Origin of the sequence: Agrobacterium sp. El2ro-1b (assembly GCF_048298475.1) — a bacterium.
In the GTDB taxonomy this organism is placed as follows: Bacteria; Pseudomonadota; Alphaproteobacteria; order Rhizobiales; family Rhizobiaceae; genus Agrobacterium; species Agrobacterium fabrum.
The window spans coordinates 1,135,340-1,159,975 of record NZ_CP103458.1 but is presented as its reverse complement, the minus strand read 5'-3'; the positions used below and the strand labels follow the sequence as shown (position 1 = coordinate 1,159,975).

Sequence of the window (24,636 nt, the reverse complement as noted above, 5' to 3'; positions counted from 1 at the left end):
GGCGCGAATGAACCTGTCATTCCCAAGAGGGATGGTTATGCCTTTCTCCGCATGGTTTCAATGCCGGGATTGGGCGAGGATTGGCAGGTATGAAGATCGAAGATGCGGAAATGCGGCTGGGGGCCGACCGCCTTCGGAGTGAAGATAAGGCGACGCGTTTCGCCCGCTGCAAGGTCGAAAAGGTTGTCGGAGTACCGTCCGGGCTGATCTGCCTCCAGCATGATGAAGAGCGCGAGACCGGCGGCGGTGACATCGATTTCGAATTGGCCGTTTTTCAGCGGGCCAACGGAAAATTCCAGGCCGGCGGGCTGAAGCTCCAGCACCTTGTAGGTGTCGCGCACATGATGACCTTCGCCGGTCATGCCATTGGAGGCGATAAAGTTCCACGCGAGGATCGCGCCATCAGGCAGGCTGCCCATGTCGATATCGGTCAGCGTCGCAGCTTTGTCGCTCGTGCAAGTACCGTTGGCGGATTTCAGCGGCACGCGGTTGCCGTCCATGGCGAGTGCGACGATGTTCATGTCGATCTCGACATCCTCCGCCGTGTCGTTGACCATGGAGAAAGTCACCCGGCGTCCATCTGCCGAAGGGATGGCCGACACCGCGACCGGCTGGAAGAAACGGCGGGCGGCATAGTGCAGTGCCTTCCAGCCGCCGCCATAATCGAGGCTCGACCATGAGGCGACCGGCCAGGTGTCGTTCAGCTGCCAGTAAAGCGTGCCCATGCAATGGGGTTTCAGCGAACGCCAGTAATCGACGGCGGTGCGGATCGCCAGCGCTTGCTGGACCTGGCTGAGGTAAACGAAGTTCTCGAAATCCCTGGGGAAGCGGAAATAGCGGAACATGGTGCCGGCGATGCGTTCATTGCCGCCAACATTTTTCTGGTGCAGCTCGATGACCGGGGAGGCGATGTTCATGTCCTTGTCCTCGGCATAGGTGCGGATGACCGGCATCGACGTATAGGACTGGAAACCGAATTCGGAGCAGAAACGCGGTTTCACCTGATGATAATTGTCGAACGACTTGTTCTCATGCCAGACGGACCAGTAATGCATGTCGCCGGAACCATCCGCGTGCCAGGCATCGCCATAATCCAGATAACCGGAGGCTGGGCTCGATGGCCACCAGAGCGCTTCGGGAGCGGCTTTTTTCAGGGCTTTTTCGATGGTGCGGTTCAACCGGTCGTAAGCAACAAGATAGCGGTCGCGATTGTTGCGGGATTCGTCGAACCAGGTCAGCGCACCCACCAGCTCGTTATCGCCGCACCAGAGCGCGATAGAGGGATGCGAGGAGAGGCGTTTCACCTGATAGTCGACCTCATGTTCGACATTGTCGAGAAAATCCTCGCTGCAGGGGTAAAGATTGCAGGCGAACATGAAGTCCTGCCAGACCAGCAGGCCAAAACGGTCGCAGAGATCGTAGAACCAGTCTTCCTCATAAAAGCCGCCGCCCCAGACACGGATCATGTTCATATTTGCTTCGACTGCGGAGCAGAGGATATCTTCGGTCTTTTCGCGGCTGGTCAGCGAATAGAGCGCGTCGGCCGGAATCCAGTTGGCGCCGCGGCAGAAGATTTCCCGGCCATTGATGCGGAAGGCGAAGCGGCTGCCAGCCTCATCCTTGTCGGTCAGAAGCTCGATGGTTCGAAAGCCGATCTGGCGGGTGACGGTTTCATTCGGCAGTTCCACCGTGAGTTTGTAGAGCGTCTGCTCGCCACTGCCGGCCGGCCACCAGAGGTCTGGATTTTCAACGAAGAAGACGTGGCGTACCACCGTTTCGCCAGCGCCGACGCCGCACTCCAGCCGCAGCCTTTCGTCGCCCAGCGACAGATAGACCGGCAGGCTCGCCGGTCCCTCGGCAAACAGCGTGACGGCCACATGCAGCTCGACGCCGCCTTCGACATGGTGCTGCGAGGTGACGACGTGTTCGATGCGGGCGGTATCGAGGCGTTTCAGCAGGATTTTGCCGTAAAGGCCAAGCGGCGCAATCGCGATGTTCCAGTCCCAGCCGAAATGGCATTGCGGCTTGCGCAGCATGTTGCCATTGGCGATCGGCGAATTGCCGGGGTGATAGGGAATATAAAAGGGCTGCCGCGCCTGCCGCTCCGCGCCAGCCGTGATGTTGGAATGGAAATGGATTCGGATGGTGTTTTCACCCGGCCGCACGGCACGGGAAATATCGGGCCGGTAACGGCGGAAGCAATTGTCGGCGCTCAGGATCGGAACGTCGTTGACGAAGACGATGGCGACGGTGTCGAGATAATCGATATCGAGATACCAGCTCGCCTCAGCATCATCGAGGATGAAGGTCCTCTCGATGATCCAGTCCTGCTGTGCGACCCATTGAACGGCCTTCTCGTTGGCGCCGTGATAGGGGTCGGGAATGATGGCGGCATTTTTGAGCGCGGAGTGAATATCGCCCGGAATGGAAATCTCGGTGGCATGGTCTCCTTCCACTGACGCCAAGTGCCAGAGCCCGGCCAGATCGATGACGGTTTCGGGCGTGGAGGAAGAAATCATGATCGGACCCTGCATAATATGAATTCAACGGAGATGGCCGGCATTATGATGCAGGCTTGTGTCAGAATATGGGGAGAATGGATGGGCGCAAAGCGGCCGCGACATGTTATCCGGCTTTGCGATTTCCTCCCTCCGGCAACGTTACCGTAAAACAATCGTTCCGTCATTCCCTTGAATGACCTCTTGGCGCCTCATTAATTCGGGGTGGTTTTCGAGTGGAATGGCGAAGTTTTATAGAGTAAATGTTTCATTATTTTATCTATTTACATTATGCATTTGAATGGTGTCTTTTAATCTAAATTATCAAGAGGAGTTTCCGTCGATATACGCGGTTTTGAAGCGCTGAGGAAAAGGCGGCGTCCGGAAATATTTTCGCGCTCTATATCGTTATAGTGGGATTGACGGATAAACGGGAGGGACCCGCCGTTTGCCAGCGACGTTTGCCTTTGCAACGGAGCAAAAGCTATCTATGATTAGCGTTCGGTAAAGTGTGGCGAAATAACATGAACGATACTGGCAAATCCGGCGGAGGCGATATGCCTTCGGCGATGGGCGGTCGCCCGACACTGAAGACCATTGCTTATATGACTGGCCTAGGCATCACCACGGTCTCTCGCGCGCTGAAGGATGCGCCTGACATCGGCGCCGAGACCAAGGAGCGCGTGCGGCTGATCGCCCGGCAGATCGGCTACCAGCCGAACCGCGCCGGCGTGCGGCTTCGTACCGGCAAGACCAATGTTATCGCACTGGTGCTGAGTGTCGACGAAGAGCTGATGGGTTTCACCAGCCAGATGGTGTTTGGCATCACCGAGGTTCTCTCCACCACGCAATATCATCTGGTCGTCACGCCCCATATCCATGCCAAGGATTCCATGGTGCCGATCCGTTACATTCTCGAGACGGGTTCGGCGGATGGGGTGATCATTTCCAAGATCGAGCCCAATGATCCGCGCGTCCGTTTCATGACCGAGCGCAACATGCCCTTTGTCACCCATGGGCGCTCGGATATGGGCATCGAACATGCCTTCCACGATTTCGACAATGAGGCCTACGCCTATGAAGCGGTCGAGCGGCTGGCGCAATGCGGGCGCAAGAGGATCGCCGTCATCGTGCCGCCGTCGCGCTTTTCGTTTCACGACCATGCCCGCAAGGGTTTCAATCGAGGGATAAGGGATTTCGGACTCACCGAATTTCCAATCGATGCCATCACCATCGAGACGCCACTCGAAAAAATCCGGGATTTCGGCCAGAGGCTGATGCAGTCTTCCGATCGGCCCGACGGCATCGTTTCTATCAGCGGCAGCAGTACCATTGCGCTGGTGGCAGGGTTCGAAGCCGCCGGTGTGAAGATCGGCGAGGATGTCGACATCGTCTCGAAACAGTCGGCCGAATTCCTGAACTGGATCAAACCGCAAATCCATACCGTCAACGAGGACATCAAGCTGGCGGGCAGGGAGCTTGCCAAGGCGTTGCTGGCCCGCATCAATGGTGAAGCTGCTGAAACGCTGCAGAGCATCAGCGGGCCGGTCTGGTCGTCGATGGCGCCCAAGCCATAGGAAATCCGGCGCTGTTTCCGATCAGGACAGGCAGTTCTTGAGCGAACCGGCAATGCCGCGCATCAGCTTGAAATAAAGATCGGGGCCGGGCGTGAGTGTCGCCGCTTCCGGATCAAGCGTTGCCGATTTCGCTGCCGTGCCTTCGGTGATGACTGAGACCAGTTTCGGCTCGAATTGCGGTTCGGCGAAAACGCAGGTTGCGCCCAGCTGGCGAACCTTCTCCTGCATCTGTTTGACGCGATCCGCGCCCGGCAGGGTTTCGGGGCTGACGGTGATCGATCCCGCGGTTTTCACGCCATAACGATGCTCGAAATATTGATAGGCATCGTGGAAAACGATGAAGGGCTTGTCCTTCACCGGTTTCACCGTCTCCGCGACTTCGGCGTCGAGCGCATCGAGATCATCGATCAGCTTCTTGGTGTTGGCCTGATAGGTCGCGGCGTTGCCGGCATCGGCCGCAATCAGCGCCGTTTCGATCGCCTGGGCCATTGCCTTGGCGTTGGCAGGGTCGAGCCAGAGATGCGTGTCATAGGTGCCGTGCTCGTGCTCCTCGGAACCGGCATGGTCGTTTTCATGTTCATGCGCACCTTCGTCTTCGGTGTGGCCCGCATGCGCCTCATGGCCTTCTTCACCATCATCGTGCGCCTCGAAGGGGCCGCCCTCGCGGAAGGGCAGTTTTTCGAGACCCTTGGCATCTTCTAGCTCCACCACGGTCGCCTTGCTGGCCAGCGCTTCCAGCGGCTTTTGCAGAAAGGCTTCCAGTCCGGGGCCGACCCAAAACACCACATCCGCCTTTTCGAGCTTGCGTGCATTGGAGGGCCGGAGATTATAAGTATGCGGCGAGGCCGCGCCGTCGACGATGAGCTGCGGTTCGCCCACACCCTTCATGATGGCTGCAACGAGGGAGTGGACAGGCTTGATCGAGACCACGACATCGGGCGCGGCGGTAGCGCCCGAAGCGACGGCTGCTAGTGCCGCCGACGCCATGAGCGGGATCAGGATCGATTTCATGAAATGCACTCCACTTGAACAAGTATAGTTATGTTATTACATTTATTGCGTAACTCTATAACGTATGCAATAGCGGTAGGCAACATCGCCGAACGGACAATCCCATGCTTCATTCCGCCCTTGAGGGCAAAGAAATACTGGTTTCCCTCGCCAATGCCGGCGTGCAGCGCAACGGCCGCTGGCTGGTGCGTGGCGTGGAGTTTTCCGTCAGCAGGGGCGAGATCGTCACGCTGATTGGCCCGAACGGCTCCGGCAAATCCACCAGCGCGAAAATGGCGATCGGTGTTGCGAAACCGAGCGAGGGCAAGGTCTCGCGCAAGGCCGGTCTGCGCGTGGGTTATGTGCCGCAGAAGCTTTCGGTGGATTGGACGATGCCACTTTCCGTGCGCCGGCTGATGACGCTAACCGGGCCGCTGCCTGCGCGGGAAATCGACGCGGCGCTGAATGCGACAGGCATCGCACATCTTGCCAATGCCGAGGTGCAGCATCTTTCCGGCGGCGAGTTCCAGCGCGCACTTCTCGCCCGCGCCATTGCCCGCAAGCCCGATCTGCTGGTTCTCGACGAGCCCGTTCAGGGTGTCGATTTTTCCGGTGAGATCGCTCTCTACGATCTGATTAAAAATATCAGGAATTCAAACGATTGCGGCATTCTGTTAATCTCACATGACCTGCATGTGGTGATGGCGGAAACCGATACTGTGATCTGCCTGAACGGCCATGTCTGCTGCCGCGGCACGCCGCAGGCGGTGAGCCAGAGCCCGGAATATATGCGGCTTTTCGGCGGCACGGCGGCCAAGGCACTGGCCGTTTACAGCCACCGTCACGACCACACCCATCTGCCCGATGGCCGGGTGCAGCATGCGGATGGAACGGTGACGGACCATTGCCATCCCGAGGACGGGCACCATCACGCGCATGATCATCATCATGACCATGGGCACCACCATGATGAGGATGGCGAATGCGGTTGCGGCCATGATCATGGGGAGCATGGGGACCATGCGCCCGACGGCCTTCGGCAGGGAGAACGCCATGTTTGACGATTTCTTCGTACGCGCCATGGTCGCCGGCATCGGCGTTGCGCTCACCGCCGGTCCTCTCGGCTGTTTTGTCGTCTGGCGACGCATGGCCTATTTCGGTGATACCATGGCCCATTCGGCGCTACTCGGCGTGGCGCTCTCGCTGCTATTGCAACTCAATCTCATCGTCAGCGTTTTTCTGGTGGCGTCCGCCGTCTCGATCCTGCTTATTTTCCTGCAGCGGCGGCAGGCGCTCTCCTCCGATGCACTGCTTGGCATCCTGTCTCATTCGGCGCTGGCGATCGGCCTTGTCATTGTCGCCTTCATGAGCTGGGTGCGTATCGATCTCGTCTCATTCCTGTTCGGCGATATTCTTGCCGTCACCCGCAGCGATATCGCGCTGATCTGGGGCGGCGGGGTGGTGGTCATCGTTTCCATGGTCTTCCTGTGGCGGTCGCTGCTCGCTTCCACCGTCAATACCGAACTGGCGGAAGCCGAGGGGCTGAACCCGGAGCGATCGAAGCTCATCTTCACATTGCTGATGGCGCTGGCGATCGCCATCGCCATGAAAGTGGTTGGCATCATGCTCATCACTTCGCTGCTCATCATACCGGCCGCGACCGCGCGGCGTTTTTCCAGCACGCCGGAGGTGATGGCGGTTATAGCCTCGCTGATCGGCGCGGTTGCCGTTGTCGGCGGGCTGTTCGGCTCGCTGACCTATGATACGCCGTCCGGCCCGTCCATCGTGGTTGCCGCGGTGATCCTGTTCGTTATAAGCCTGTTGCCGGCGCCGGGTTTTTCCCGCTCCGCGGATGAAGGAGGCAAGCCATGAATGCGCAGACCCAGCAGAACCTGACCAAGAACCAGTCGCTGGTGATGAATGCCCTCTCAAACGCGCATCAGCCGCTCAGCGCCTATATGATCCTCGACAAGCTGCGCGACGATGGCTTCCGCGCGCCGTTGCAGGTTTACCGGGCACTGGAAAAGCTGGTGGAATTCGGTCTCGTGCACCGGCTGGAAAGCCTCAATGCGTTTGTTGCCTGCACCCATACGCAGGCCGAATGCTGCTCGCAACACCATGGAAGCGTGGCTTTTGCCATCTGCGAATCCTGCGGGCAGGTGACGGAGTTTCACGACCATGAGATCGACCACCGTCTGGAGCGCTGGGTGAAGGACAGCAAGTTCAAGGCGGAAAAGACCACCATTGAAATCCGCGGCCTTTGCGCCGCCTGCGCGGCATAACGCCAATTGTGAGGGGCGGGCGTCGGCGCCCGCCATCCATCATTATTCGATGATCGCCAGATCCGTCGAAAAACGTTTCCAGTTCTCGATGTATTTTTCCGCCGAACGGCGAATGCCCGCCACGGTGTCCTCATCCAGCGTGCGGATGGCCCGCGCCGGCGAGCCGACAATCAGCGAATTATCCGGAAACTCCTTGCCCTCCGTCACCAGCGCGTTGGCGCCGACGAGGCAGTTACGGCCGATCTTTGCGCCGTTCAAAATCGTTGCGCCCATACCGATCAGCGTATTGTCGCCGATGCTGCAGCCGTGGATAATGGCGTGGTGGCCGATGGTGCACATGTCGCCGATAACAGCGGCAAAACCCGGATCGCTGTGCACCATCACGCCTTCCTGAATATTGGTACCGCGCCCGACGCTGATCGGCTCGTTATCGCCGCGCAGCGTCGCGCCGAACCAGATGCCGACATCCTCGCCAAGCGTGACCGAACCGATGACATTGGCATCGGGAGCAATCCAGTAACGATCCGGGGTAGGGGTCTGTGGCACCCGGTCGGCCAGGCGGTAAAGCGGCATGGCGGTATCCTCCCTTTGCGTTTCCTGCCGATCAGGCGATTTTGACCGAGAGCGTGCCGACACCATCGACGCCACACTCGATCCTGTCACCACGCACGATCGGGCCGACGCCGGCCGGCGTGCCGGTCATGATCACATCGCCGGCGGCAAGGGTGAACAGCTTGGAAAGCTCGGCGATCACTTCCGGCACCTTCCAGATCATCTGGGCGAGATCGCCGGTCTGCCTGCGTTCGCCGTTGACATCGAGCCAGATCGCGCCGGTCGCGGGATGGCCGATTTTATCGGCGGGAACAATGGCCGAAACCGGTGCGGAATATTCGAAGGCCTTGGCGCCTTCCCATGAGCGGCCCATTTTCTTCAACCCATCCTGCAGGTCGCGGCGGGTCATGTCGATGCCGACGGCGTAACCCCAGACGTGGTTCAATGCTTCCGACGCCGGAATATCCGCGCCGCCGCTCTTCAGGACCACCACGCACTCAACTTCGTAGTGCACGTTGGAGGACAGCGGCGGGTAGGGAAAATCATTACCTGCTGGCAGCAGATTGTCCGGGTTCTTCTGGAAATAAAAGGGCGGTTCACGCGAGGGATCGTGGCCCATCTCGATGGCGTGATCGGCATAATTGCGGCCGACGCAATAGACCCGCCGCACGGGGAAAAGGTCGTCCGTGCCCTCGACGGGCAGCAGAACGGGTTTCGGAGCGGGGATGACGGTGGCGGCCATGGGGATTTCCTGTCGTCTCTTGAGGCTGCGAGTCTTGTCCCGCGATTCCGGGGCGATTTCCAGTTCAAAATGCTGTCGCGAGCGAAACTGGCTTTTTACAGTCCGTTGCTGTAGAAGCCGGCGCAAAGAGGTTTATCCATGTACAGACAAGCGCTTGCCAGCGGCGAAAAAATCTTCGCCGTGGCCCCGATGATCGATTGGACCGATACGAGGTGCAGATTTCTGCACCGGCAACTGTCGAAGCGCGCTTTGCTGTTCACCGAAATGATCGTTGCCGACGCCATCATCCATGGCCAGCGCGACAAGTTGCTCGGTTACCACCCGCAGGAACATCCCGTTGCATTGCAGCTCGGCGGATCGGACCCCGCCAAGCTTGCCGAGGCGGTGCGGATTGCCGGTGATTACGGTTATGACGAGATCAATCTCAATGTCGGCTGCCCTTCGGACCGGGTGCAATCCGGAACCTTTGGCGCCTGCCTGATGCGCGAGCCTGAAGTGGTGGCGCAATGTATTTCGGCTATGAAAGCGGTTGCGGCTGTGCCGGTCACGGTCAAATGCCGCATCGGCGTTGATGACCAGGAGCCCGAAACCGTGTTGCCGGATTTTCTGGCGCGGGTCGTGGCGGCCGGTGCTGATGCGGTCTGGGTCCATGCGCGCAAAGCCTGGCTTCAGGGGCTTTCGCCGAAGGAAAACCGCGAGGTGCCGCCGCTTGATTATGATCTCGTCTACCGCATGAAGCGGGACAATCCTGACGTCTTCATCGGCATCAATGGCGGCATCGCCGATCTCGACCAGGCAAGCGAGCACCTGAAATACGTGGACGGCGTGATGCTCGGCAGGGCCGCCTATCACAACACTTCGATCCTTGCCGATGTCGATCATCGCATCCATGGCGAGGAAACCCGCCACTATGACTGGATGGCTTTGCGGGACACGATGATGGATTACGCTGCTGATTATATTGCCGCAGGTGGACGTCTCAATCACGTCACCCGCCACATGGTCGGCCTGTTTCAGGGTATGCCGGGCGCGCGCCGTTTCCGGCAAATCCTCTCCAGCGATGCCACCCCGCCGGGAGCGGGGCCGGAGGTAATCGAGGCAGCTTTCGCCGCCATCGATTTCAACCCGATGAAAGAACTGGCCGGCTGAGACGCCTCAGACCGCTTTTTGCAATTCCTGCGCACCCACGGGCGCATTGATCTTGCCGCCGGTGATGAAGAAGGCAAAGACGTCGCGCGGGGTCTTTTCGACCTTCCGCTCGGGAGCGATCAGGGCCAGGTCATCAGGCACGCCGCCCGCCGCATAGGTTTTGACCCGCTTTGCCCAGTCGCTGATCCCGGTCTGCGGATAACAGGTCTTGATATCGTCCTCGCCCTTCTGCAGGCGGCAATAGACGAAATCGGCGGTCACATCCGGCAGCATCGGATAATCATGATGATCCGCGCAGACGACGGCGACCTTGTATTTGGCGAGGAGATCGATGAATTCCGGTACCTGGAATGTCTCGTTGCGCACCTCGACCACATGCCGCAGGGAAATGCCGTCCTGTTTTTCCGGCAGCAGCGCCAGAAAGGCGCCGAAATCGTCCGCATCGAATTTCTTCGTGGGCGCGAACTGCCAGAGGATCGGGCCAAGATGAGACCCGAGTTCCGTCAGCCCCTGCGTCAGAAACTTCGTCATGGATTCACCGGCCTCGGCCAAAACCCTGCGATTGGTGACGAAGCGGCTCGCCTTCAGCGAGAAGATGAAATCTTCCGGGACTTCGGAAGCCCATTTGGCGAAGGTTTCCGGCTTCTGACTGCTATAATAGGTGCCATTCACCTCGATTGCCGTCAATTGCCGGCTGGCATGTTCGAGCTGACGTTTCTTCGTCAGTTTTTCCGGATAAAACGTGCCTTCCCAAGGCTCGAAAGTCCATCCGCCGATACCGGTACGGATCGTTCCTGATGTTGACATATGCTGTTCCTCCTCAGGCTTTCGGCCTTTTGAACCTTTGCCAAAGCTGCGGATTACTCCGCAGCCTCGCGTTTCCCGGCCGGCCGGCGGTCGAGAAGTTCCTTCAGGAAGTGGCCGGTATAGGAGCGCTCGACCTTGACGATGTCTTCCGGCGTGCCGGTTGCCACCACTTCGCCGCCGCCCGTGCCGCCTTCGGGGCCGATATCGATGATCCAGTCGGCGGTCTTGATGACTTCAAGGTTGTGTTCGATCACCACGACGGAATTGCCCTGTTCCACCAGCGCATGCAGCATTTCCAGGAGCTTGTTGACGTCGTGGAAATGCAGGCCCGTCGTCGGTTCGTCGAGGATATAGAGCGTACGGCCCGTCGAGCGCTTCGACAGTTCTTTGGCGAGCTTGACGCGCTGCGCCTCGCCGCCGGAGAGCGTATTCGCCTGCTGGCCGACCTTGATGTAACCGAGGCCCACATCGAACAGCGATTGCAGCTTGTCGCGCACCGCCGGCACGGCGGCGAAGAACTCAACGCCCTCCTCCACCGTCATGTCCAGCACGTCGGCGATGGATTTGCCCTTGAAGGTGACATCCAGCGTCTCGCGATTATAGCGCTTGCCGTGGCAGACGTCGCAGGTGACGTAAACGTCGGGCAGGAAGTGCATCTCGATCTTGATGACGCCGTCGCCCTGGCAGGCCTCGCAGCGGCCGCCCTTGACGTTGAAGGAGAAACGGCCAGGCGCGTAACCGCGCGCCTTGGCTTCCGGCAGGCCGGCGAACCAGTCACGGATCGGCGTGAAGGCGCCGGTATAGGTGGCGGGATTGGAGCGCGGCGTGCGGCCGATCGGCGACTGGTCGATATCGATCACCTTGTCGATGAATTCGAAACCGTCGATGCGGTCGTGCTCGGCCGGGATTTCGCGTGCGCCCATCACCCGGCGCGCCGCTGATTTGTAGAGCGTCTCGATCAGGAAGGTGGACTTGCCGCCACCTGATACGCCTGTTACCGCGGTGAAAACGCCGAGCGGCACGGCCGCCGTGACATTCTGGAGATTGTTGCCGCGGGCGCCAAAAACCTTGATCTCGCGCCCCTTTTTCGGCTTGCGGCGTTCGGCCGGTACGGCAACGCCGAGTTCGCCGGAGAGGTATTTGCCGGTCAGCGATTTCGGATTGGCCATCACGTCCTGCGGCGTACCTTCCGCGATCACCTGACCACCGTGAATGCCGGCGGCCGGGCCGATATCGACCACATAATCCGCCGTCAGAATGGCGTCCTCGTCATGTTCGACAACGATGACGGTATTGCCGATATCGCGCAGGTGTTTCAGCGTCTCGAGCAAGCGGGCATTGTCACGCTGGTGCAGGCCGATCGAAGGCTCATCCAGAACGTACAGAACGCCTGTCAGACCCGAGCCGATCTGTGAGGCCAGACGGATACGCTGGCTTTCGCCACCGGACAGCGTGCCGGAATTGCGCGACAGGCTGAGATAGTCCAGTCCGACATCGTTGAGGAATCGCAGGCGTTCGCGGATTTCCTTGAGAATGCGGACCGCAATCTCGTTCTGCTTGGCGTTGAGATTTTCCGGTAGCACCTCGAACCAGTCGCGTGCCTTGCGTATCGACATCTGGGTGACTTCGCCGATATGCAGCTTGTTGATCTTGACGGCGAGCGCTTCCGGCTTCAGGCGATAACCGGCGCAGGCCGGGCAGGGCGCTGCCGACATGTAGCGCTCGATTTCCTCCCGCGCCCAGGCGCTGTCGGTCTCTTTCCAGCGGCGCTCCAGATTGGGCACGATGCCTTCGAAGTTCTTCACCGTCTTGTAGGAGCGGGCGCCGTCCTGATAGTTGAATTCGATCTTGTCATCCGTGCCCTGAAGAATGGCGTGCTGCGCCTCCTTCGAAAGATCCGTCCATTTGCTCGACAGCTTGAAACCGAAGGCCTTGCCGAGCGCTTCCAGCGTCTGGTTGTAATAGGGCGAGGAAGACTTTGCCCAAGGGGCGATGGCGCCGTCGCGCAGCGTGCGGGCCGGCTCGGGAACGATCAGGTTTTCATCCACCTTCTGCTGCGAACCGAGGCCATCGCAGCTGGGGCAGGCGCCGAAGGGATTGTTGAAGGAGAATAAACGTGGCTCGATTTCCGGGATGGTGAAGCCGGAAACGGGGCAGGCGAATTTTTCTGAAAACAGCACACGCTCATGGGTTTCGTTGAGCGACTTGTTGGCTGAGCCGCCAGCGGCGGTGTCTTCCGGCGGCAGAGGCTTGTCGGCGAATTCGGCGATTGCCAGCCCGTCGGCGAGCTTGAGGCAGGTTTCGAGACTGTCGGCGAGGCGCGCTGCCATATCCGGGCGCACCACGGCACGGTCGACCACCACATCGATATCGTGTTTGTATTTCTTGTCGAGGGCAGGCACGTCGGCGATCTCGTAGAACTGGCCATCCACCTTGACGCGCTGGAAGCCCTTCTTCATCAGCTCGGCCAGTTCCTTCTTGTACTCGCCTTTACGGCCCCGCACGATCGGCGCGAGGATGTAAAGACGCGTACCTTCCTCGAAAGCGAGGATGCGGTCGACCATCTGGCTGACCGTCTGGCTTTCGATCGGCAGGCCGGTAGCAGGTGAATAGGGCACACCGACACGCGCGAACAGCAAGCGCATATAGTCGTAAATCTCGGTGACCGTGCCAACCGTGGAGCGCGGATTGCGCGAGGTGGTCTTCTGCTCGATGGAGATTGCCGGCGACAGACCGTCGATCTGGTCGACATCCGGCTTCTGCATCATTTCCAGGAACTGGCGCGCATAGGCCGAAAGGCTCTCGACATAACGGCGCTGCCCTTCGGCATAGATCGTGTCGAAGGCAAGCGACGACTTGCCCGAGCCGGAAAGCCCGGTCATGACGATCAGCTTGTTGCGCGGTAGATCCAGATCGATGCCCTTGAGATTGTGCTCGCGGGCGCCGCGGATGGAAATCGTCTTCAGTTCACTCATGACAAGGCTCGGACAAAAATAACAGGCTTGATGGCAGCGCGTCCTTATGTAGTGACGCAGCCGGAGGTGTCGAGGTCTATTTCCAATCGATCGCAGCTTTTCGGAATGCTTGACTCGAAATCTGCGATTTAATAGAACAAAAAAGGAACGAATTGCAAGCGCGAATATCTGCTCCCGCAGCTTAAGATTATTCTTTGTGGATAGTTCCCTGCCTGCGGTGCCCTTTGCGGGCGACGGTGGTTATTGTGTGCGGGATTTTTTGAAATGCAATTGCCGGTCATGAAGGCTGGCGGACAGGATGACGAGATGGCTGGTAGCGTAAACAAGGTAATTCTGATCGGGAATGTCGGCGCCGATCCCGAAATCCGCCGGACGCAGGATGGCCGCCCCATCGCCAACCTGCGTATCGCCACCTCGGAAACCTGGCGTGACCGCAACAGCGGCGAGCGCAAGGAGAAGACCGAATGGCACACGGTCGTGGTTTTTAACGAAGGCCTGTGCAAGGTCGTTGAACAATATGTCAAGAAGGGCGCCAAGCTCTATATTGAAGGCCAGCTGCAGACGCGCAAATGGCAGGACCAGACCGGCAACGACCGCTACTCCACCGAAATCGTGCTGCAGGGCTTCAACTCCACGCTGACGATGCTCGATGGTCGCGGTGAAGGCGGCGGCGGTGGTGGTCGCAGCGGTGGCGGCGATTTCGGCGGTGGCAATGATTATGGTAGCGGCGGCGGTTACGACCAGCAGTCCTCACCGCGCGGCGGCTCTTCCCGTGGCGGCGGCCAGCCTTCCGGTGGCTTCTCAAACGATATGGATGACGATATTCCGTTCTGAGGCTGATACTGTCGACACTGCCGCAAGTCAGAATTTTGTGGTTTTTTTGATGTATTGATATCATCATCGGGCTGACAGGAGATTTGAGACATGGCGAACATGACCTTTTCCTTGCCAGACCCGATGAAAGACTGGATCGAAAGCCGTATCCAGAAGGGTGAATACGCCAGCGCCAGTGACTACGTGCGGGATCTCGTACGACGTGACTGGGCCCGGCGAGGGCAGGATTTCAGCATTGACGAGCTTCGCCAAATCGTTGCGGAGTCCCGCGCCAGTGGTGTCGGGTCCCGCAGCATGGATGATTTATTCGCGGAAGCTGAACGTGTAGCGACATCGCATGGCGTCTTGCGTGAATAATTATCGGTTGAGCACGCAAGCCGAAAACGAAATTCTCGACATCTTCCTCTATGGTATTGAACAGTTCGGATTGAATCAGGCACGTCTGTACAAAGACGGCATGGAAAGCTGTTTCCAATTGCTTGGCAATAATCCACGTATGGGACGTTCAGCCACGATTGTTGGAGAAGGCATACGCAGACACGAACATGGAAGCCATGTCATTTTTTATGAAACTGACGGTTCCGGCGTGCTCATTCTCACCATTGTCCATGGTCGGAGCATCCGCCGCTTAAAGCTTTGACGGCTTCCGACGGCAGGTTGGTTTCTTGGCTCCAAGGAAAGGCTCAGGCCGCCACCTTGTCCGCCAGCATCGCAACCATGACATCGGATTGCGACACGATTCCCACCATTTTTCCCTTGGCGTCGATGACCGGCAGGTAATGCAGACCTTCCTCAGCAAAACGGATAATGGCTTCCTCGATCGAGGTTTCCGGTCGCACGGTTTTCACCGGCGAGGTCATGATGTCCTTGACGGTATCGTTGGGGGCGCTTGCGCCTGACAGAATGAGGCGCAGCCGCTGCAGGAAGCCGATGGAGGGGCGGCCGTTTCTCCAGCTTGCCTTTTCCAGGAAATCCGTCTGGGTGACGATACCGACGATCTCGGCCTTATCGTCGGTGACGGGCAGCGCCTTGAAATGGCGGCTGTGCAGCAGCGCATGGGCGTGGCGCAGGCTGTCATCGGGGGCGACACCGACCACATCCCGCGACATGACACTGGCGCAGTCGAGATGCAGCGCGCGGCGTCGGTAAGAACGCAGTTCGGTCTTGCGCAGGATGGTCTCGAGTTCGTCCCGGTCGATATCGAGAACCTCGTCATATTCCTTCAGCACCTCATCGAGATCGGTCGAAGAAAAACCGATCTTCTGGATGGGGTTGGGATCGGTAGTGCCGTGGACGGCCTTTCCAAGCTTCAGCCCGTGGGGATAGGCGCGGCCGGTGGCATTGTTATAGAGGAGTGCCAGGGCCAAAAGGATCAGCGAGTTTCCGGCGACCGGCCAGAGCAGAAAGCCATAACCAAGGCTGTGCACGGCGGGGCCGCCGAGAACGGCCGTCAGCGCGACGGCACCGCTTGGCGGATGCAGGCAGCGCAGCGCCATCATCGCGGCGATCGCAAAGCTGATGGCGAGCGCGCTCGCGAGGAATGGATCCGGCACCAGCAGCGCTGCGGTTACCCCCACGAAAGCCGATACCAGATTGCCGCACAGGATCGACCAGGGCTGCGCCAGCGGGCTGGACGGTACGGCGAATAAAAGCACGGCCGACGCGCCCATCGGCGCGATCATGGCGGGCAGGGTGGGATCGAAACGCAGAGCCAAACTGCCGAGAAGACCCGTCAGCAGAATGCCGACAAAGGCACCGGTTGCGGAGCGCAGTCTTTCCCTGTTGCTGACAGGGGCGGCATCCGGGATGAGGCGGCGCAGCGTGGAGCGCATGATGACAACTTTCGAATCCGGAAAAGATGCGCGTCTTTTAGCCGAAACGGCGGCCGGATTTAAAGGATGGATTTTCCTGGGTTATCGCCGGATGCGGGATTTTGTTGCGCAGACATGCGATCATACCGGAGATCAGAAATCGAAGGCCGATTTTATGCCGTCGACCACGAATTGTACCGAGAGTGCTGCCAACAGCACGCCCAGCAGCCGGGTGAGGATGGCGCGGCCAGTATTGCCGAGGAAACGGTCCATACGTTCCGAGACGATCAGCGCGGCATAAACGAGGGCCATGGCGAAAGCGAGGATGAGGATCAACACCACCATCTCGACGGTGGTTTTCATCGAACCGGCAAGCAGCACGGTGGCGGAAATGGCGCCCGGCCCGGCGATCAGCGGCAGGGCCAGCGGAAAGACCGCCAGATTGTGCAGATGATCCTTGGTGATGGCGATTTCCGAGGTCTTTTCCTTGCGCTCCTGGCGTTTCTCGAAAATCATCTCGAAGGAAATCCAGAACAGCAGAAGGCCACCGGCGATGCGGAAGGCACCGAGCGAAATGCCGAGCAGGTTGAGAATGGCAAGACCGAAGAGCGCGAAGACCGCGAGAATACCAAAGGCGATGATGGAGCCGCGCAACGCTACCTGGCTGCGCTGATCGCGCGTCATGCCGACGGTGAGTGCCAGGAAAACGGGGGCGAGACCGGGCGGATCGAGCGTGACCAGAAGTGTGGTAAGCGCGTTGATGAGCGTTTCGCTGCTGGCCATTCTTTCCCCGTCTTATCTGTTTTTACGGCGAAGCCTACGCAACTCGCCGGAACATTGAAAGGGAGCAGCGGTGCTTTTGCCGGGCTAAATCGTGAAAAGCGGCGCTCGTCTTGCAAATGACGCAAAAGCCTGTTCAAAACTCGCCGGGAAATTGGCTTAACGTTGCTGTTTCCGCTATAAAAATCCATCCGATTCTTAACAGAGAATGTGATCCGTTTTGACTGACCAGAGCCCCCCCGGCGGCGGAAAACTTCCGCCAGGCATTGAACCGATTTCCATCATGGAGGAAATGCAGCGGTCGTATCTCGATTACGCCATGAGCGTTATCGTGTCCCGCGCGCTTCCCGATGTGCGAGACGGCCTGAAGCCGGTTCATCGCCGTATCCTCTACGGCATGTCCGAACTCGGCATCGACTGGAACAAGAAATACGTCAAATGCGCCCGCGTCACCGGTGACGTGATGGGTAAATTCCATCCGCACGGCAATTCGGCCATCTATGACGCGCTGGCGCGTATGGCGCAGGATTGGTCGCTGCGTCTGCCGCTGATTGACGGACAGGGCAATTTCGGCTCCATCGATGGCGACCCGCCGGCGGCCGAACGTTACACCGAATGCCGTCTCGAAAAGGCCGCGCATTCTCTGCTCGACGATCTCGACAAGGAAACGGTCGATTTCCGCGACAACTATGACGGCACGTTGCAGGAGCCGGTCGTCGTTCCCGCAAAGTTCCCGAACCTTCTGGTAAACGGGGCAGGCGGCATCGCGGTGGGCATGGCCACCAATATTCCGCCGCACAATCTGTCCGAGGTTATCGACGGCTGCGTCGCGCTGATTGAAAATCCGGCGATCGAACTGCCCGAGATGATGCAGATCATTCCCGGACCGGATTTCCCGACCGGCGCGCTGATCATGGGCCGTTCAGGCATCCGCTCGGCTTATGAGACCGGGCGTGGATCGGTCATCATGCGCGGTGTCGCCACCATCGAGCCGATGCGCGGCGACCGCGAACAGATCATCATCACCGAAGTTCCCTATCAGGTGAACAAGGCCTCGATGATCGAAAAGATGGCCGAGTTGGTCAAGGAAAAGCGCATCGAGGGCATTTCCGACCTGCGCGACGAGTCCGACCGCCAGGGTTATCGCGTCGTCATCGAACTGAAGCGCGATGCCAATGCCGACGTCATCCTGAATCAGCTTTACCGTTATACACCGCTGCAGACGTCCTTCGGCTGCAACATGGTGGCGCTGAACGGCGGCAAGCCGGAACAGATGACGCTGCTCGACATGCTGCGGGCCTTCGTTGCCTTCCGTGAAGACGTTGTCAGCCGCCGCACCAAATATCTGCTGCGCAAGGCACGCGACCGCGCGCATGTGTTGGTCGGTCTGGCGATTTCGGTCGCCAATATCGACGAAGTCATCCGCGTCATCCGTCACGCTCCCGATCCGGCTTCGGCCCGCGAAGAGCTGATGACACGCCGCTGGCCGGCGCAGGATGTGGAAAGCCTGATCCGTCTCATTGACGATCCGCGCCACCGCATCAACGAAGACGGCACCTACAATCTTTCCGAAGAGCAGGCGCGCGCCATTCTCGAATTGCGCCTTGCCCGCCTCACCGCGCTTGGCCGCGATGAAATCGGCGACGAGCTGAACAAGATCGGCGCTGAAATCAGCGAGTATCTGGACATTCTGTCGTCTCGCGTGCGTATCCAGCAGATCGTCAAGGACGAACTTGTTTCGATCCGCGACGAGTTCGGCACGCCGCGCCGGTCGCAGATCGTCGAGGGCGGTCCTGACATGGACGATGAAGACCTCATCGCCCGCGAGGACATGGTCGTCACCGTTTCGCATCTCGGTTACATCAAGCGCGTACCGCTGACCACCTACCGGGCGCAGCGCCGCGGCGGCAAGGGCCGTTCCGGCATGGCTACTCGCGACGAGGATTTCGTCAACCGTCTTTTTGTTGCCAATACCCATACGCCGGTGCTGTTCTTCTCCTCGCGTGGCATCGTCTACAAGGAAAAGGTCTGGCGCCTGCCGATCGGCACGCCGCAGTCCAAGGGCAAGGCCCTCATCAACATGCTGCCGCTGGAGCCCGGCGAGCGCATCACCACCATCATGCCGTTGCCCGAGGACGAAACGACCTGGGAAACGCTTGACGTGATGTTCTCGACCACGCGTGGTACCGTTCGCCGCAACAAGCTTGGCGATTTCGTACAGGTCAACCGCAATGGCAAGATCGCCATGAAGCTGGACGAGGAGGGCGATGAAATCCTCTCCGTCGAAACCTGTACCGATCGTGACGACGTGTTGCTGACGACCGCGCTCGGCCAGTGCATCCGCTTCCCCGTGGACGATGTGCGCGTCTTCGCCGGCCGCAACTCCGTCGGCGTGCGTGGCATCAACATGGCCGATGGCGACCGCATCATCTCCATGACCATCGTTGGCCATGTGGAAGCCGAACCGTGGGAACGTGCCGCCTACCTCAAGCGCTCGGCCACCGAGCGGCGCGCCGCAGGCGTCGATGAGGACGATATCGCACTCGTCGGTGAGGAGGTGACGGAAGAGGGTGAACTCAGCGAAGAGCGTTATCAGGAGCTGAAGGCCCGCGAAGAATTCGTGCTGACGGTTTCCGTGAAGGGCTTCGGCAAACGTTCGTCTTCTTACGATTTCCGGACCTCGGGCCGTGGCGGCAAGGGCATCCGTGCCACCGATACCGCCAAGACCAATGAAATCGGCGAACTCGTCGCTGCCTTCCCGGTGGAAGAGGGCGACCAGATCATGCTGGTTTCCGATGGTGGTCAGCTCATTCGTGTGCCGGTCAACGGCATCCGCATCGCCAGCCGTGCCACCAAGGGCGTCACGATATTCTCTACCGCCAAGGACGAGAAAGTGGTTTCCGTGGAGCGCATCAACGAGCCTGAGGGCGACGATGAGGTGGAGAACGGTCATGGCGAAGAGGCGGATGATAATCTGCCGGATGCGCCTGAAGCACCGGAGAGCGAGGCGTAAGCCGCCTCGTTTCTGCCTTCGTCAAGCAAAAGAAAACCCCGCAGTGCTCAGGCGCCGCGGGGTTTTTCTTTGGGTCTTGCTTGCTACGTCCGGTTCGTTACCGGATGCGGATATGGATTGGTGCGCGGCCCGAGCGGCGGGCGACATGAAGGTGGATTCGGGCTTCCGGCTGGTTGGCGCGCCAGGCGCGGGCACCGTGCGACAGAAGCAGGCTGACGAGATCACGCGTCTTTGCCTTGGAACGGTTGAGACCGAGATCGGCGATACGCATTGCCGCCTCGTGGATGGGATGCAGAACCGACTGGCTGCCATGCCCGTTGCCAGACGCAATGTCCGAATAATTCTCGTTGACTGCCATCTTGGAAAGCCTCGCTACTCATTACACAATTCGAGGAGACAGGCGATGTTTCGACCATGAAGCACCGCCTGCGGAAACATCTGTTACTGGAGTGACGCCCAGCAGCTGACGCCTTTCTTTTTCAATGCGTTGCATGCATTTACCGCAGCGTTCTGGCCATCAAAGCCGCCGAAACGGGCGCGGTAGATCTGGGAGCCGTCCTTGCTGAAGGCAACCGTGAATGGTTTTGCGGAGCGCAGTGCCGCGCCGCCTTTTTCCTGCGCGTTCTGCAGCAGGCCACGGGCGGAGTTTTCGTCCGGCGATGCGCCGATCTGGATGACCCAGCCACCCTGCGGCGCCTCTGCCCTGGGGGAGACGGAAGGTGCGGTAGATGCCGTGACGATATTGTCCAACTTGGTCGAGTTGGTGATCAGATTACGATCGGGAGCGACCGGTGCGCGAACGATCGGATCCTTGCCCTTCTGCCAGGTGGCGGCTTCCATGGCCTTGACGGCGGCATTGGAAGAAGAGCCTGCAAAGGCTGTGACAGGTGCTTCTTCGTAGCGGGCCTGCGGCACCGGTCCGGCGTTGGGCAGGCCGGAATCGGTCGCTGCGACGGCCACGGAAGGAGAAGGAACGGCTGCCGCAACGGTAACGGGTTCTTCGACCGGGGCAGGCCGCGTCTGTGCGATCAGGTTGCTGTTGCCGCCGCGCGATGCCTGCGGCAGATAGGTTGCGACGAGCTTGCGCATGGTGGCGTCACGGGCAGCGCTGGAGCGTCCGCCGAGAACGACGGCGACGATAGAGCGGCCATCAAGCTGCGCTGATGTCGCCAGATTGCTGCCAGCTGCGCGGGTATAACCGGTCTTGATGCCATCCACGCCCTTCACGGTTCCGACGAGGCGATTGTGATTGCCAATCACCTGCTTGCCGAAATTGAAGGTTCGGGTGTTGAAATAGCCGTAATATTGCGGGAAATGCTGGCGAAGCGCGATGCCGAGACGGGCCTGGTCGCGTGCCGTCGTCATCTGCGCCGTGTTGGGCAGGCCGTTGGCATTGCGATAGGTCGTGCGGGTCATGCCAAGTGCACGGGCCTTTGCTGTCATCATTCTGGCAAAACGGTCTTCCGAGCCGCCGAGATGTTCGCCGAGCGCGGTCGCCATATCGTTTGCGGACCGGGTAACGAGGGCAAGGATAGCCTGTTCCACGGTAACGCTGCCGCCGGCGCGCACGCCGAGCTTCGACGGCGGCTCCTTGGCGGCATTGGCCGAAACAGTCACCCTGGAATCAAGCGAAATACGTCCGCTGTTGAGCGCCTCGAATGTCAGATAAAGCGTCATCATCTTCGTCAACGATGCCGGATAACGCAGACCGTCAGGATCCTCACCATACAGGACCTTGCCAGACTTTGCGTCGATGACGATACCCGCATATTTCGGGTCGGCCTTTGCGGTCTGAACGGATGTTGCGGCTATGAACGCCGCAGCAAGGGTCAATGCAACAAACCTCACGAAAGACGTTGCACCCGCTTTGCGCGAATGTGCTCCAGATAGACTTTTCAACACTGCTGAACTCTTCAATCGCATATTTCTGTTCCGCTCGGACACGCCCCGCCCGATGCTCCGGGAAGAAACTTTATCGGGATGGCGTTACCAAGTGGTTTATGAAAGGTATCCGCCTTCCATAAAATGCGACTTTTCGCACCCAATCTGTGCCGTGCCGTGTCACGGCTTTCCGTCTTTTACGAGGCGTTGCGCGATATAGTTTTTCACATCCGCATCAAGCTTTTGCCATTGCGGCAGAAGATTGGCCGAGAAACGGTAGAACAGGCTGAGGTCCTGGCCGATATGGATGTCCCTCTGACAGTCGCTGCCCGTTCCTTCCTGCGGTGGCTGCGGCAGGAGGCAGCGCGCCACAAAGGTATCGTCGTTTTCACGTTCGCCGGCCAGGATGACTTCCTTGCCATAGCCGGAATCGGCGCGCAGGCGATGCAGCAGGAGGCCGTGTTTCAGCGGCACGGGGTCGCCTTCGGTCAGCCGTGAATAGATCGGCCCGAAACGGCCGGACATATCTTCCGACATGGTGCTTTGCGAGAGCTTGACGAAGATCAGCCGCGCCGCCTGGGCGGGATCGTCGAAGATCGCGCGATTCGCCTCCTCATATCCTTTGAGGTCAGGCCAGGTGAGATAGAGGTCGACCCGTTCGCTTTCGCCGCCCTGTCTCTCTAAAGGCGTTCGCAGCGTGTTCTTGGCGAGTTTCAGCCGATCGTTGCCGATGGTGATCGCCACCTCATCGGTATCGGTCACATGTCCCGCTTTGAGGATCCGCTCGCCATACCATTTGATGCCGACATTGAGGGCGGCGAGGATGATGAGAAGAATTCCGGCAATGAGGGCTGCGCGGCGCACGAGAGACGATGAAAGCAGGGGTCTTTGGTTGTGCATGGGCTTCCATATTCGTTCCGGCCGCCGGATGATTTTCCAGACGGAAAATAGCCGTACAAAGCTTTAACCCGAGGCGGCCGGCATTGAAATGACGTTTTGCCGCTGCTACCTGATACCAACCAAACAAAGGACGGCAGATGGCAGCGCGCGACAGATATTCCCGAAAGCTCGAATGTTCCAAATGTGGTCATCAGGGTTTTGCCGAGGCGTCGGAATCGGATGACAAGAGCCGCCGGGACGTGGATTTTCGCATCGATGACATGCCGAGGGGATTTCGCACGGAACGCGCCTCGGGCGATCCGACGGATTTCATGATCCGCTGCGCCCAATGTGGCAACATATTCCGCTTTCAGCAGAAAACCGCCTATGCGCCTGGAGGCGAACCGCGCGTGAAGGCCTGAACGGGAGGTGGTAGGATGACTTTACCGCAACAACAGAGCGGTGGCCCGCAAAGGCGCAAGCCGATCTGGCCCTGGATCGTGCTTCTGGTTCTGACTCTCTCGGCCATCTATTCCTATAATCGCGCCAGCGAGATCATTGCGGAATTCTCCGACACCCTGCCGCCGGCGCTGCTCAACCTGTTCGAGGATATTCTCAGGGGCGACGGCCGGCACGGCAATGGCGGACCAGGCATCGGCGTTTGAGGCAAAGACGTTATAGCGCGGCGCTGGCCTTTTGGCTGCTTTTCCTCTTGCGTGACCATAAAAGAAAAAAGCCCCGCAAACGGGCGGGGCAGGTTGATCGCTCGGGGAAAGTTGGGCAATGCCCGGGAGCGATGGCTTGATATAAGTGACAATAGTGCTGACGCGATAGGTCATTTCCGTCCCAAACAGTACGCCTATGCATAAATTTCGCTCAATATGCAGATTTTTGAACGATGAGTTATGTGAATCTGTAAGACAACTTGACAGACTTTTGCTTTATTCTTTGCATTGCCTCGAATTGCACATATTCGCCTTTAACATAACGTGACATGAGCAAACGTATGGATAAATCGGGAATCCTCTTCGTGGCGCTTTTGCTGGTGCTTGTCGCAATCGTTCTCAGCCTGACACTGTTTGATTCAGCGCAGCAGGTTCCCAATGTTCCTTCCGGGGAAGGCTCGCTGCTGCCTTCTGGAACCACGCCCGGACAATGATCCGCAAGGGGATCCTGGCAGGGAAAGTGCAGAGAGGCATCCGCTTGAAGTAGCGGGATTGACGGCCATTTTCAAAACGCTATAAAGCCTCACCACCGAAGGATGGGTGTCCGAGTGGTTTAAGGAACCGGTCTTGAAAACCGGCGTGCGTGAGAGCGTACCGTGGGTTCGAATCCCACCCCATCTGCCATTCAGCCAAAACAATGATTCCGACGTGTCGTCAGGATTTGGGATGGCTAAAAATCGGCATGACGAGAAACCCGCCTTCCGGCGGGTTCCATGCGGTGATTGATATCATCAGATTTCCGGGCAGCCCCGTTCGTTTGCGAATGTGATGCGATCCTGGCCGCGGCGCGTGAACCCTTCGACCACGACACGGCCGGGGGTGACGCGCACGACTTCGGGATCGCGCAGTCCGGCTTCCCGGGCGGCGGCGCGCGCTTCGCGTTCGCTACAGCCGCGCATACGGGGAGAACCCCGGCGGTCCATGTCCCGGTCCCGATCACGATCGCGGATGACAGGGCGAACGCCGTCCGGCCCGATTCTGAGCTCCATGTCCTGCGCCCCCGCGGGTACCGTTGCGGCGAAGGATGCGAAGGCGAGGCCGATTGCCAGGCCTGTGGTTTTCATAAACTTGATCATGTTTCCTCCCTCAGCCGAAACCGGCGGAAGCTCGTTTGTTTGCGGGGAGAAAACGCCGTCGTCAT

General features: G+C 59.1%; 24 protein-coding genes and 1 tRNA gene. 13 read left to right on the top strand and 12 right to left on the bottom strand.

Annotated features, from left to right (window positions below):
• Positions 1-35: 35 nt before the first annotated feature.
• Positions 36-2,534 (bottom strand): beta-mannosidase, encoded by a 2,499-nt coding sequence (locus tag NYR50_RS05755; protein WP_418137051.1) that lies wholly within the window; start codon positions 2,532-2,534, stop codon positions 36-38.
• Between the two features lie 488 nt (positions 2,535-3,022).
• Here NYR50_RS05755 and NYR50_RS05750 point away from each other — a divergent pair, with 488 nt between their 5' ends.
• On the top strand, positions 3,023-4,075 hold the full coding sequence (locus tag NYR50_RS05750) for a LacI family transcriptional regulator (protein WP_418137050.1): 1,053 nt from the start codon (positions 3,023-3,025) through the stop codon (positions 4,073-4,075).
• Positions 4,076-4,096: 21 nt separating this feature from the next.
• On the opposite strand, the gene znuA is transcribed toward NYR50_RS05750, so the two are convergent.
• Positions 4,097-5,086 carry a zinc ABC transporter substrate-binding protein ZnuA gene (znuA, locus tag NYR50_RS05745; RefSeq protein ID WP_006316255.1) on the bottom strand — a complete coding sequence of 330 codons (990 nt, stop codon included), beginning with the start codon at positions 5,084-5,086 and terminating at the stop codon, positions 4,097-4,099.
• A 104-nt stretch (positions 5,087-5,190) separates the two neighbouring features.
• On the opposite strand from znuA, the gene znuC reads away from it, so the two are divergent.
• From znuC to zur, 3 genes are read left to right on the top strand one after another with little or no spacing between them, the layout of a single operon-like run.
• Positions 5,191-6,126, top strand: coding sequence for a zinc ABC transporter ATP-binding protein ZnuC (znuC, locus tag NYR50_RS05740; protein ID WP_006316254.1), 936 nt, complete (start codon positions 5,191-5,193; stop codon positions 6,124-6,126).
• Positions 6,119-6,937, top strand: coding sequence for a zinc ABC transporter permease subunit ZnuB (gene znuB / locus NYR50_RS05735; protein WP_418137049.1), 819 nt, complete (start codon positions 6,119-6,121; stop codon positions 6,935-6,937). Before znuC ends, znuB begins: the two co-directional genes overlap by 8 nt.
• Positions 6,934-7,347 carry a zinc uptake transcriptional repressor Zur gene (gene zur, locus NYR50_RS05730; protein ID WP_080808835.1) on the top strand — a complete coding sequence of 138 codons (414 nt, stop codon included), beginning with the start codon at positions 6,934-6,936 and terminating at the stop codon, positions 7,345-7,347. Before znuB ends, zur begins: the two co-directional genes overlap by 4 nt.
• Positions 7,348-7,389: 42 nt before the next feature.
• Here zur and NYR50_RS05725 read toward each other — a convergent pair whose 3' ends face one another.
• Both NYR50_RS05725 and NYR50_RS05720 read right to left on the bottom strand, forming a co-directional pair.
• On the bottom strand, positions 7,390-7,920 hold the full coding sequence (locus NYR50_RS05725; protein ID WP_418137048.1) for a gamma carbonic anhydrase family protein: 531 nt from the start codon (positions 7,918-7,920) through the stop codon (positions 7,390-7,392).
• A 31-nt stretch (positions 7,921-7,951) separates the two neighbouring features.
• Positions 7,952-8,641 carry a fumarylacetoacetate hydrolase family protein gene (locus NYR50_RS05720; protein WP_174008427.1) on the bottom strand — a complete coding sequence of 230 codons (690 nt, stop codon included), beginning with the start codon at positions 8,639-8,641 and terminating at the stop codon, positions 7,952-7,954.
• Between the two features lie 138 nt (positions 8,642-8,779).
• On the opposite strand from NYR50_RS05720, the gene dusA reads away from it, so the two are divergent.
• Positions 8,780-9,790: a tRNA dihydrouridine(20/20a) synthase DusA gene (gene dusA, locus NYR50_RS05715; protein ID WP_418137047.1), complete on the top strand. Its 1,011-nt coding sequence runs from the start codon at positions 8,780-8,782 to the stop codon at positions 9,788-9,790.
• Between the two features lie 6 nt (positions 9,791-9,796).
• Here dusA and NYR50_RS05710 read toward each other — a convergent pair whose 3' ends face one another.
• Both NYR50_RS05710 and uvrA read right to left on the bottom strand, forming a co-directional pair.
• On the bottom strand, positions 9,797-10,597 hold the full coding sequence (locus tag NYR50_RS05710; protein WP_418137046.1) for a DUF72 domain-containing protein: 801 nt from the start codon (positions 10,595-10,597) through the stop codon (positions 9,797-9,799).
• A 53-nt stretch (positions 10,598-10,650) separates the two neighbouring features.
• Positions 10,651-13,572 carry an excinuclease ABC subunit UvrA gene (uvrA, locus tag NYR50_RS05705; protein ID WP_010971680.1) on the bottom strand — a complete coding sequence of 974 codons (2,922 nt, stop codon included), beginning with the start codon at positions 13,570-13,572 and terminating at the stop codon, positions 10,651-10,653.
• A gap of 264 nt (positions 13,573-13,836) precedes the next feature.
• On the opposite strand from uvrA, the gene NYR50_RS05700 reads away from it, so the two are divergent.
• The 3 genes from NYR50_RS05700 (at position 13,837) to NYR50_RS05690 (ending at position 15,046) form a co-directional block, all read left to right on the top strand.
• On the top strand, positions 13,837-14,406 hold the full coding sequence (locus tag NYR50_RS05700; protein WP_162991783.1) for a single-stranded DNA-binding protein: 570 nt from the start codon (positions 13,837-13,839) through the stop codon (positions 14,404-14,406).
• 90 nt (positions 14,407-14,496) lie between these two features.
• Entirely contained in the window at positions 14,497-14,763 is a 267-nt protein-coding gene (locus tag NYR50_RS05695; RefSeq protein ID WP_080808855.1) for a type II toxin-antitoxin system ParD family antitoxin, read from the top strand.
• A 7-nt stretch (positions 14,764-14,770) separates the two neighbouring features.
• Positions 14,771-15,046 carry a type II toxin-antitoxin system RelE/ParE family toxin gene (locus tag NYR50_RS05690; protein WP_180217544.1) on the top strand — a complete coding sequence of 92 codons (276 nt, stop codon included), beginning with the start codon at positions 14,771-14,773 and terminating at the stop codon, positions 15,044-15,046.
• A 43-nt stretch (positions 15,047-15,089) separates the two neighbouring features.
• On the opposite strand, the gene NYR50_RS05685 is transcribed toward NYR50_RS05690, so the two are convergent.
• Together NYR50_RS05685 and NYR50_RS05680 are read right to left on the bottom strand one after the other, a co-directional pair.
• Positions 15,090-16,238 carry an HPP family protein gene (locus NYR50_RS05685; RefSeq protein ID WP_418137045.1) on the bottom strand — a complete coding sequence of 383 codons (1,149 nt, stop codon included), beginning with the start codon at positions 16,236-16,238 and terminating at the stop codon, positions 15,090-15,092.
• 132 nt (positions 16,239-16,370) lie between these two features.
• Positions 16,371-17,000 carry a MarC family protein gene (locus NYR50_RS05680; RefSeq protein ID WP_006316239.1) on the bottom strand — a complete coding sequence of 210 codons (630 nt, stop codon included), beginning with the start codon at positions 16,998-17,000 and terminating at the stop codon, positions 16,371-16,373.
• A 217-nt stretch (positions 17,001-17,217) separates the two neighbouring features.
• Between NYR50_RS05680 and gyrA the strand changes: the two genes are divergently transcribed.
• On the top strand, positions 17,218-20,010 hold the full coding sequence (gene gyrA / locus NYR50_RS05675; RefSeq protein WP_418137044.1) for a DNA gyrase subunit A: 2,793 nt from the start codon (positions 17,218-17,220) through the stop codon (positions 20,008-20,010).
• 97 nt (positions 20,011-20,107) lie between these two features.
• Here the strand turns inward: gyrA and NYR50_RS05670 are convergent, their stop codons facing one another.
• From NYR50_RS05670 to NYR50_RS05660, 3 genes are all read right to left on the bottom strand, one after another.
• Entirely contained in the window at positions 20,108-20,368 is a 261-nt protein-coding gene (locus NYR50_RS05670; RefSeq protein ID WP_174008420.1) for a hypothetical protein, read from the bottom strand.
• 83 nt (positions 20,369-20,451) lie between these two features.
• Positions 20,452-21,933 (bottom strand): D-alanyl-D-alanine carboxypeptidase, encoded by a 1,482-nt coding sequence (locus NYR50_RS05665; RefSeq protein ID WP_174008419.1) that lies wholly within the window; start codon positions 21,931-21,933, stop codon positions 20,452-20,454.
• A 138-nt stretch (positions 21,934-22,071) separates the two neighbouring features.
• A complete protein-coding gene (locus tag NYR50_RS05660; protein ID WP_418137042.1) occupies positions 22,072-22,791 on the bottom strand; it encodes a hypothetical protein in 720 nt (239 codons plus the stop codon).
• A gap of 137 nt (positions 22,792-22,928) precedes the next feature.
• Between NYR50_RS05660 and NYR50_RS05655 the strand changes: the two genes are divergently transcribed.
• From NYR50_RS05655 to NYR50_RS05640, 4 genes are all read left to right on the top strand, one after another.
• Entirely contained in the window at positions 22,929-23,192 is a 264-nt protein-coding gene (locus NYR50_RS05655; protein WP_035258829.1) for a hypothetical protein, read from the top strand.
• A gap of 15 nt (positions 23,193-23,207) precedes the next feature.
• Entirely contained in the window at positions 23,208-23,435 is a 228-nt protein-coding gene (locus tag NYR50_RS05650) for a hypothetical protein (protein WP_080808875.1), read from the top strand.
• A 329-nt stretch (positions 23,436-23,764) separates the two neighbouring features.
• Positions 23,765-23,929, top strand: a complete 165-nt coding sequence (locus tag NYR50_RS05645) for a hypothetical protein (RefSeq protein ID WP_010972605.1) — start codon at positions 23,765-23,767, stop codon at positions 23,927-23,929.
• 100 nt (positions 23,930-24,029) lie between these two features.
• A tRNA-Ser gene (locus tag NYR50_RS05640) sits at positions 24,030-24,119 on the top strand.
• A 107-nt stretch (positions 24,120-24,226) separates the two neighbouring features.
• Here NYR50_RS05640 and NYR50_RS05635 read toward each other — a convergent pair.
• Positions 24,227-24,571, bottom strand: a complete 345-nt coding sequence (locus NYR50_RS05635) for a hypothetical protein (RefSeq protein ID WP_010971673.1) — start codon at positions 24,569-24,571, stop codon at positions 24,227-24,229.
• Between the last annotated feature and the right edge of the window lie 65 nt (positions 24,572-24,636).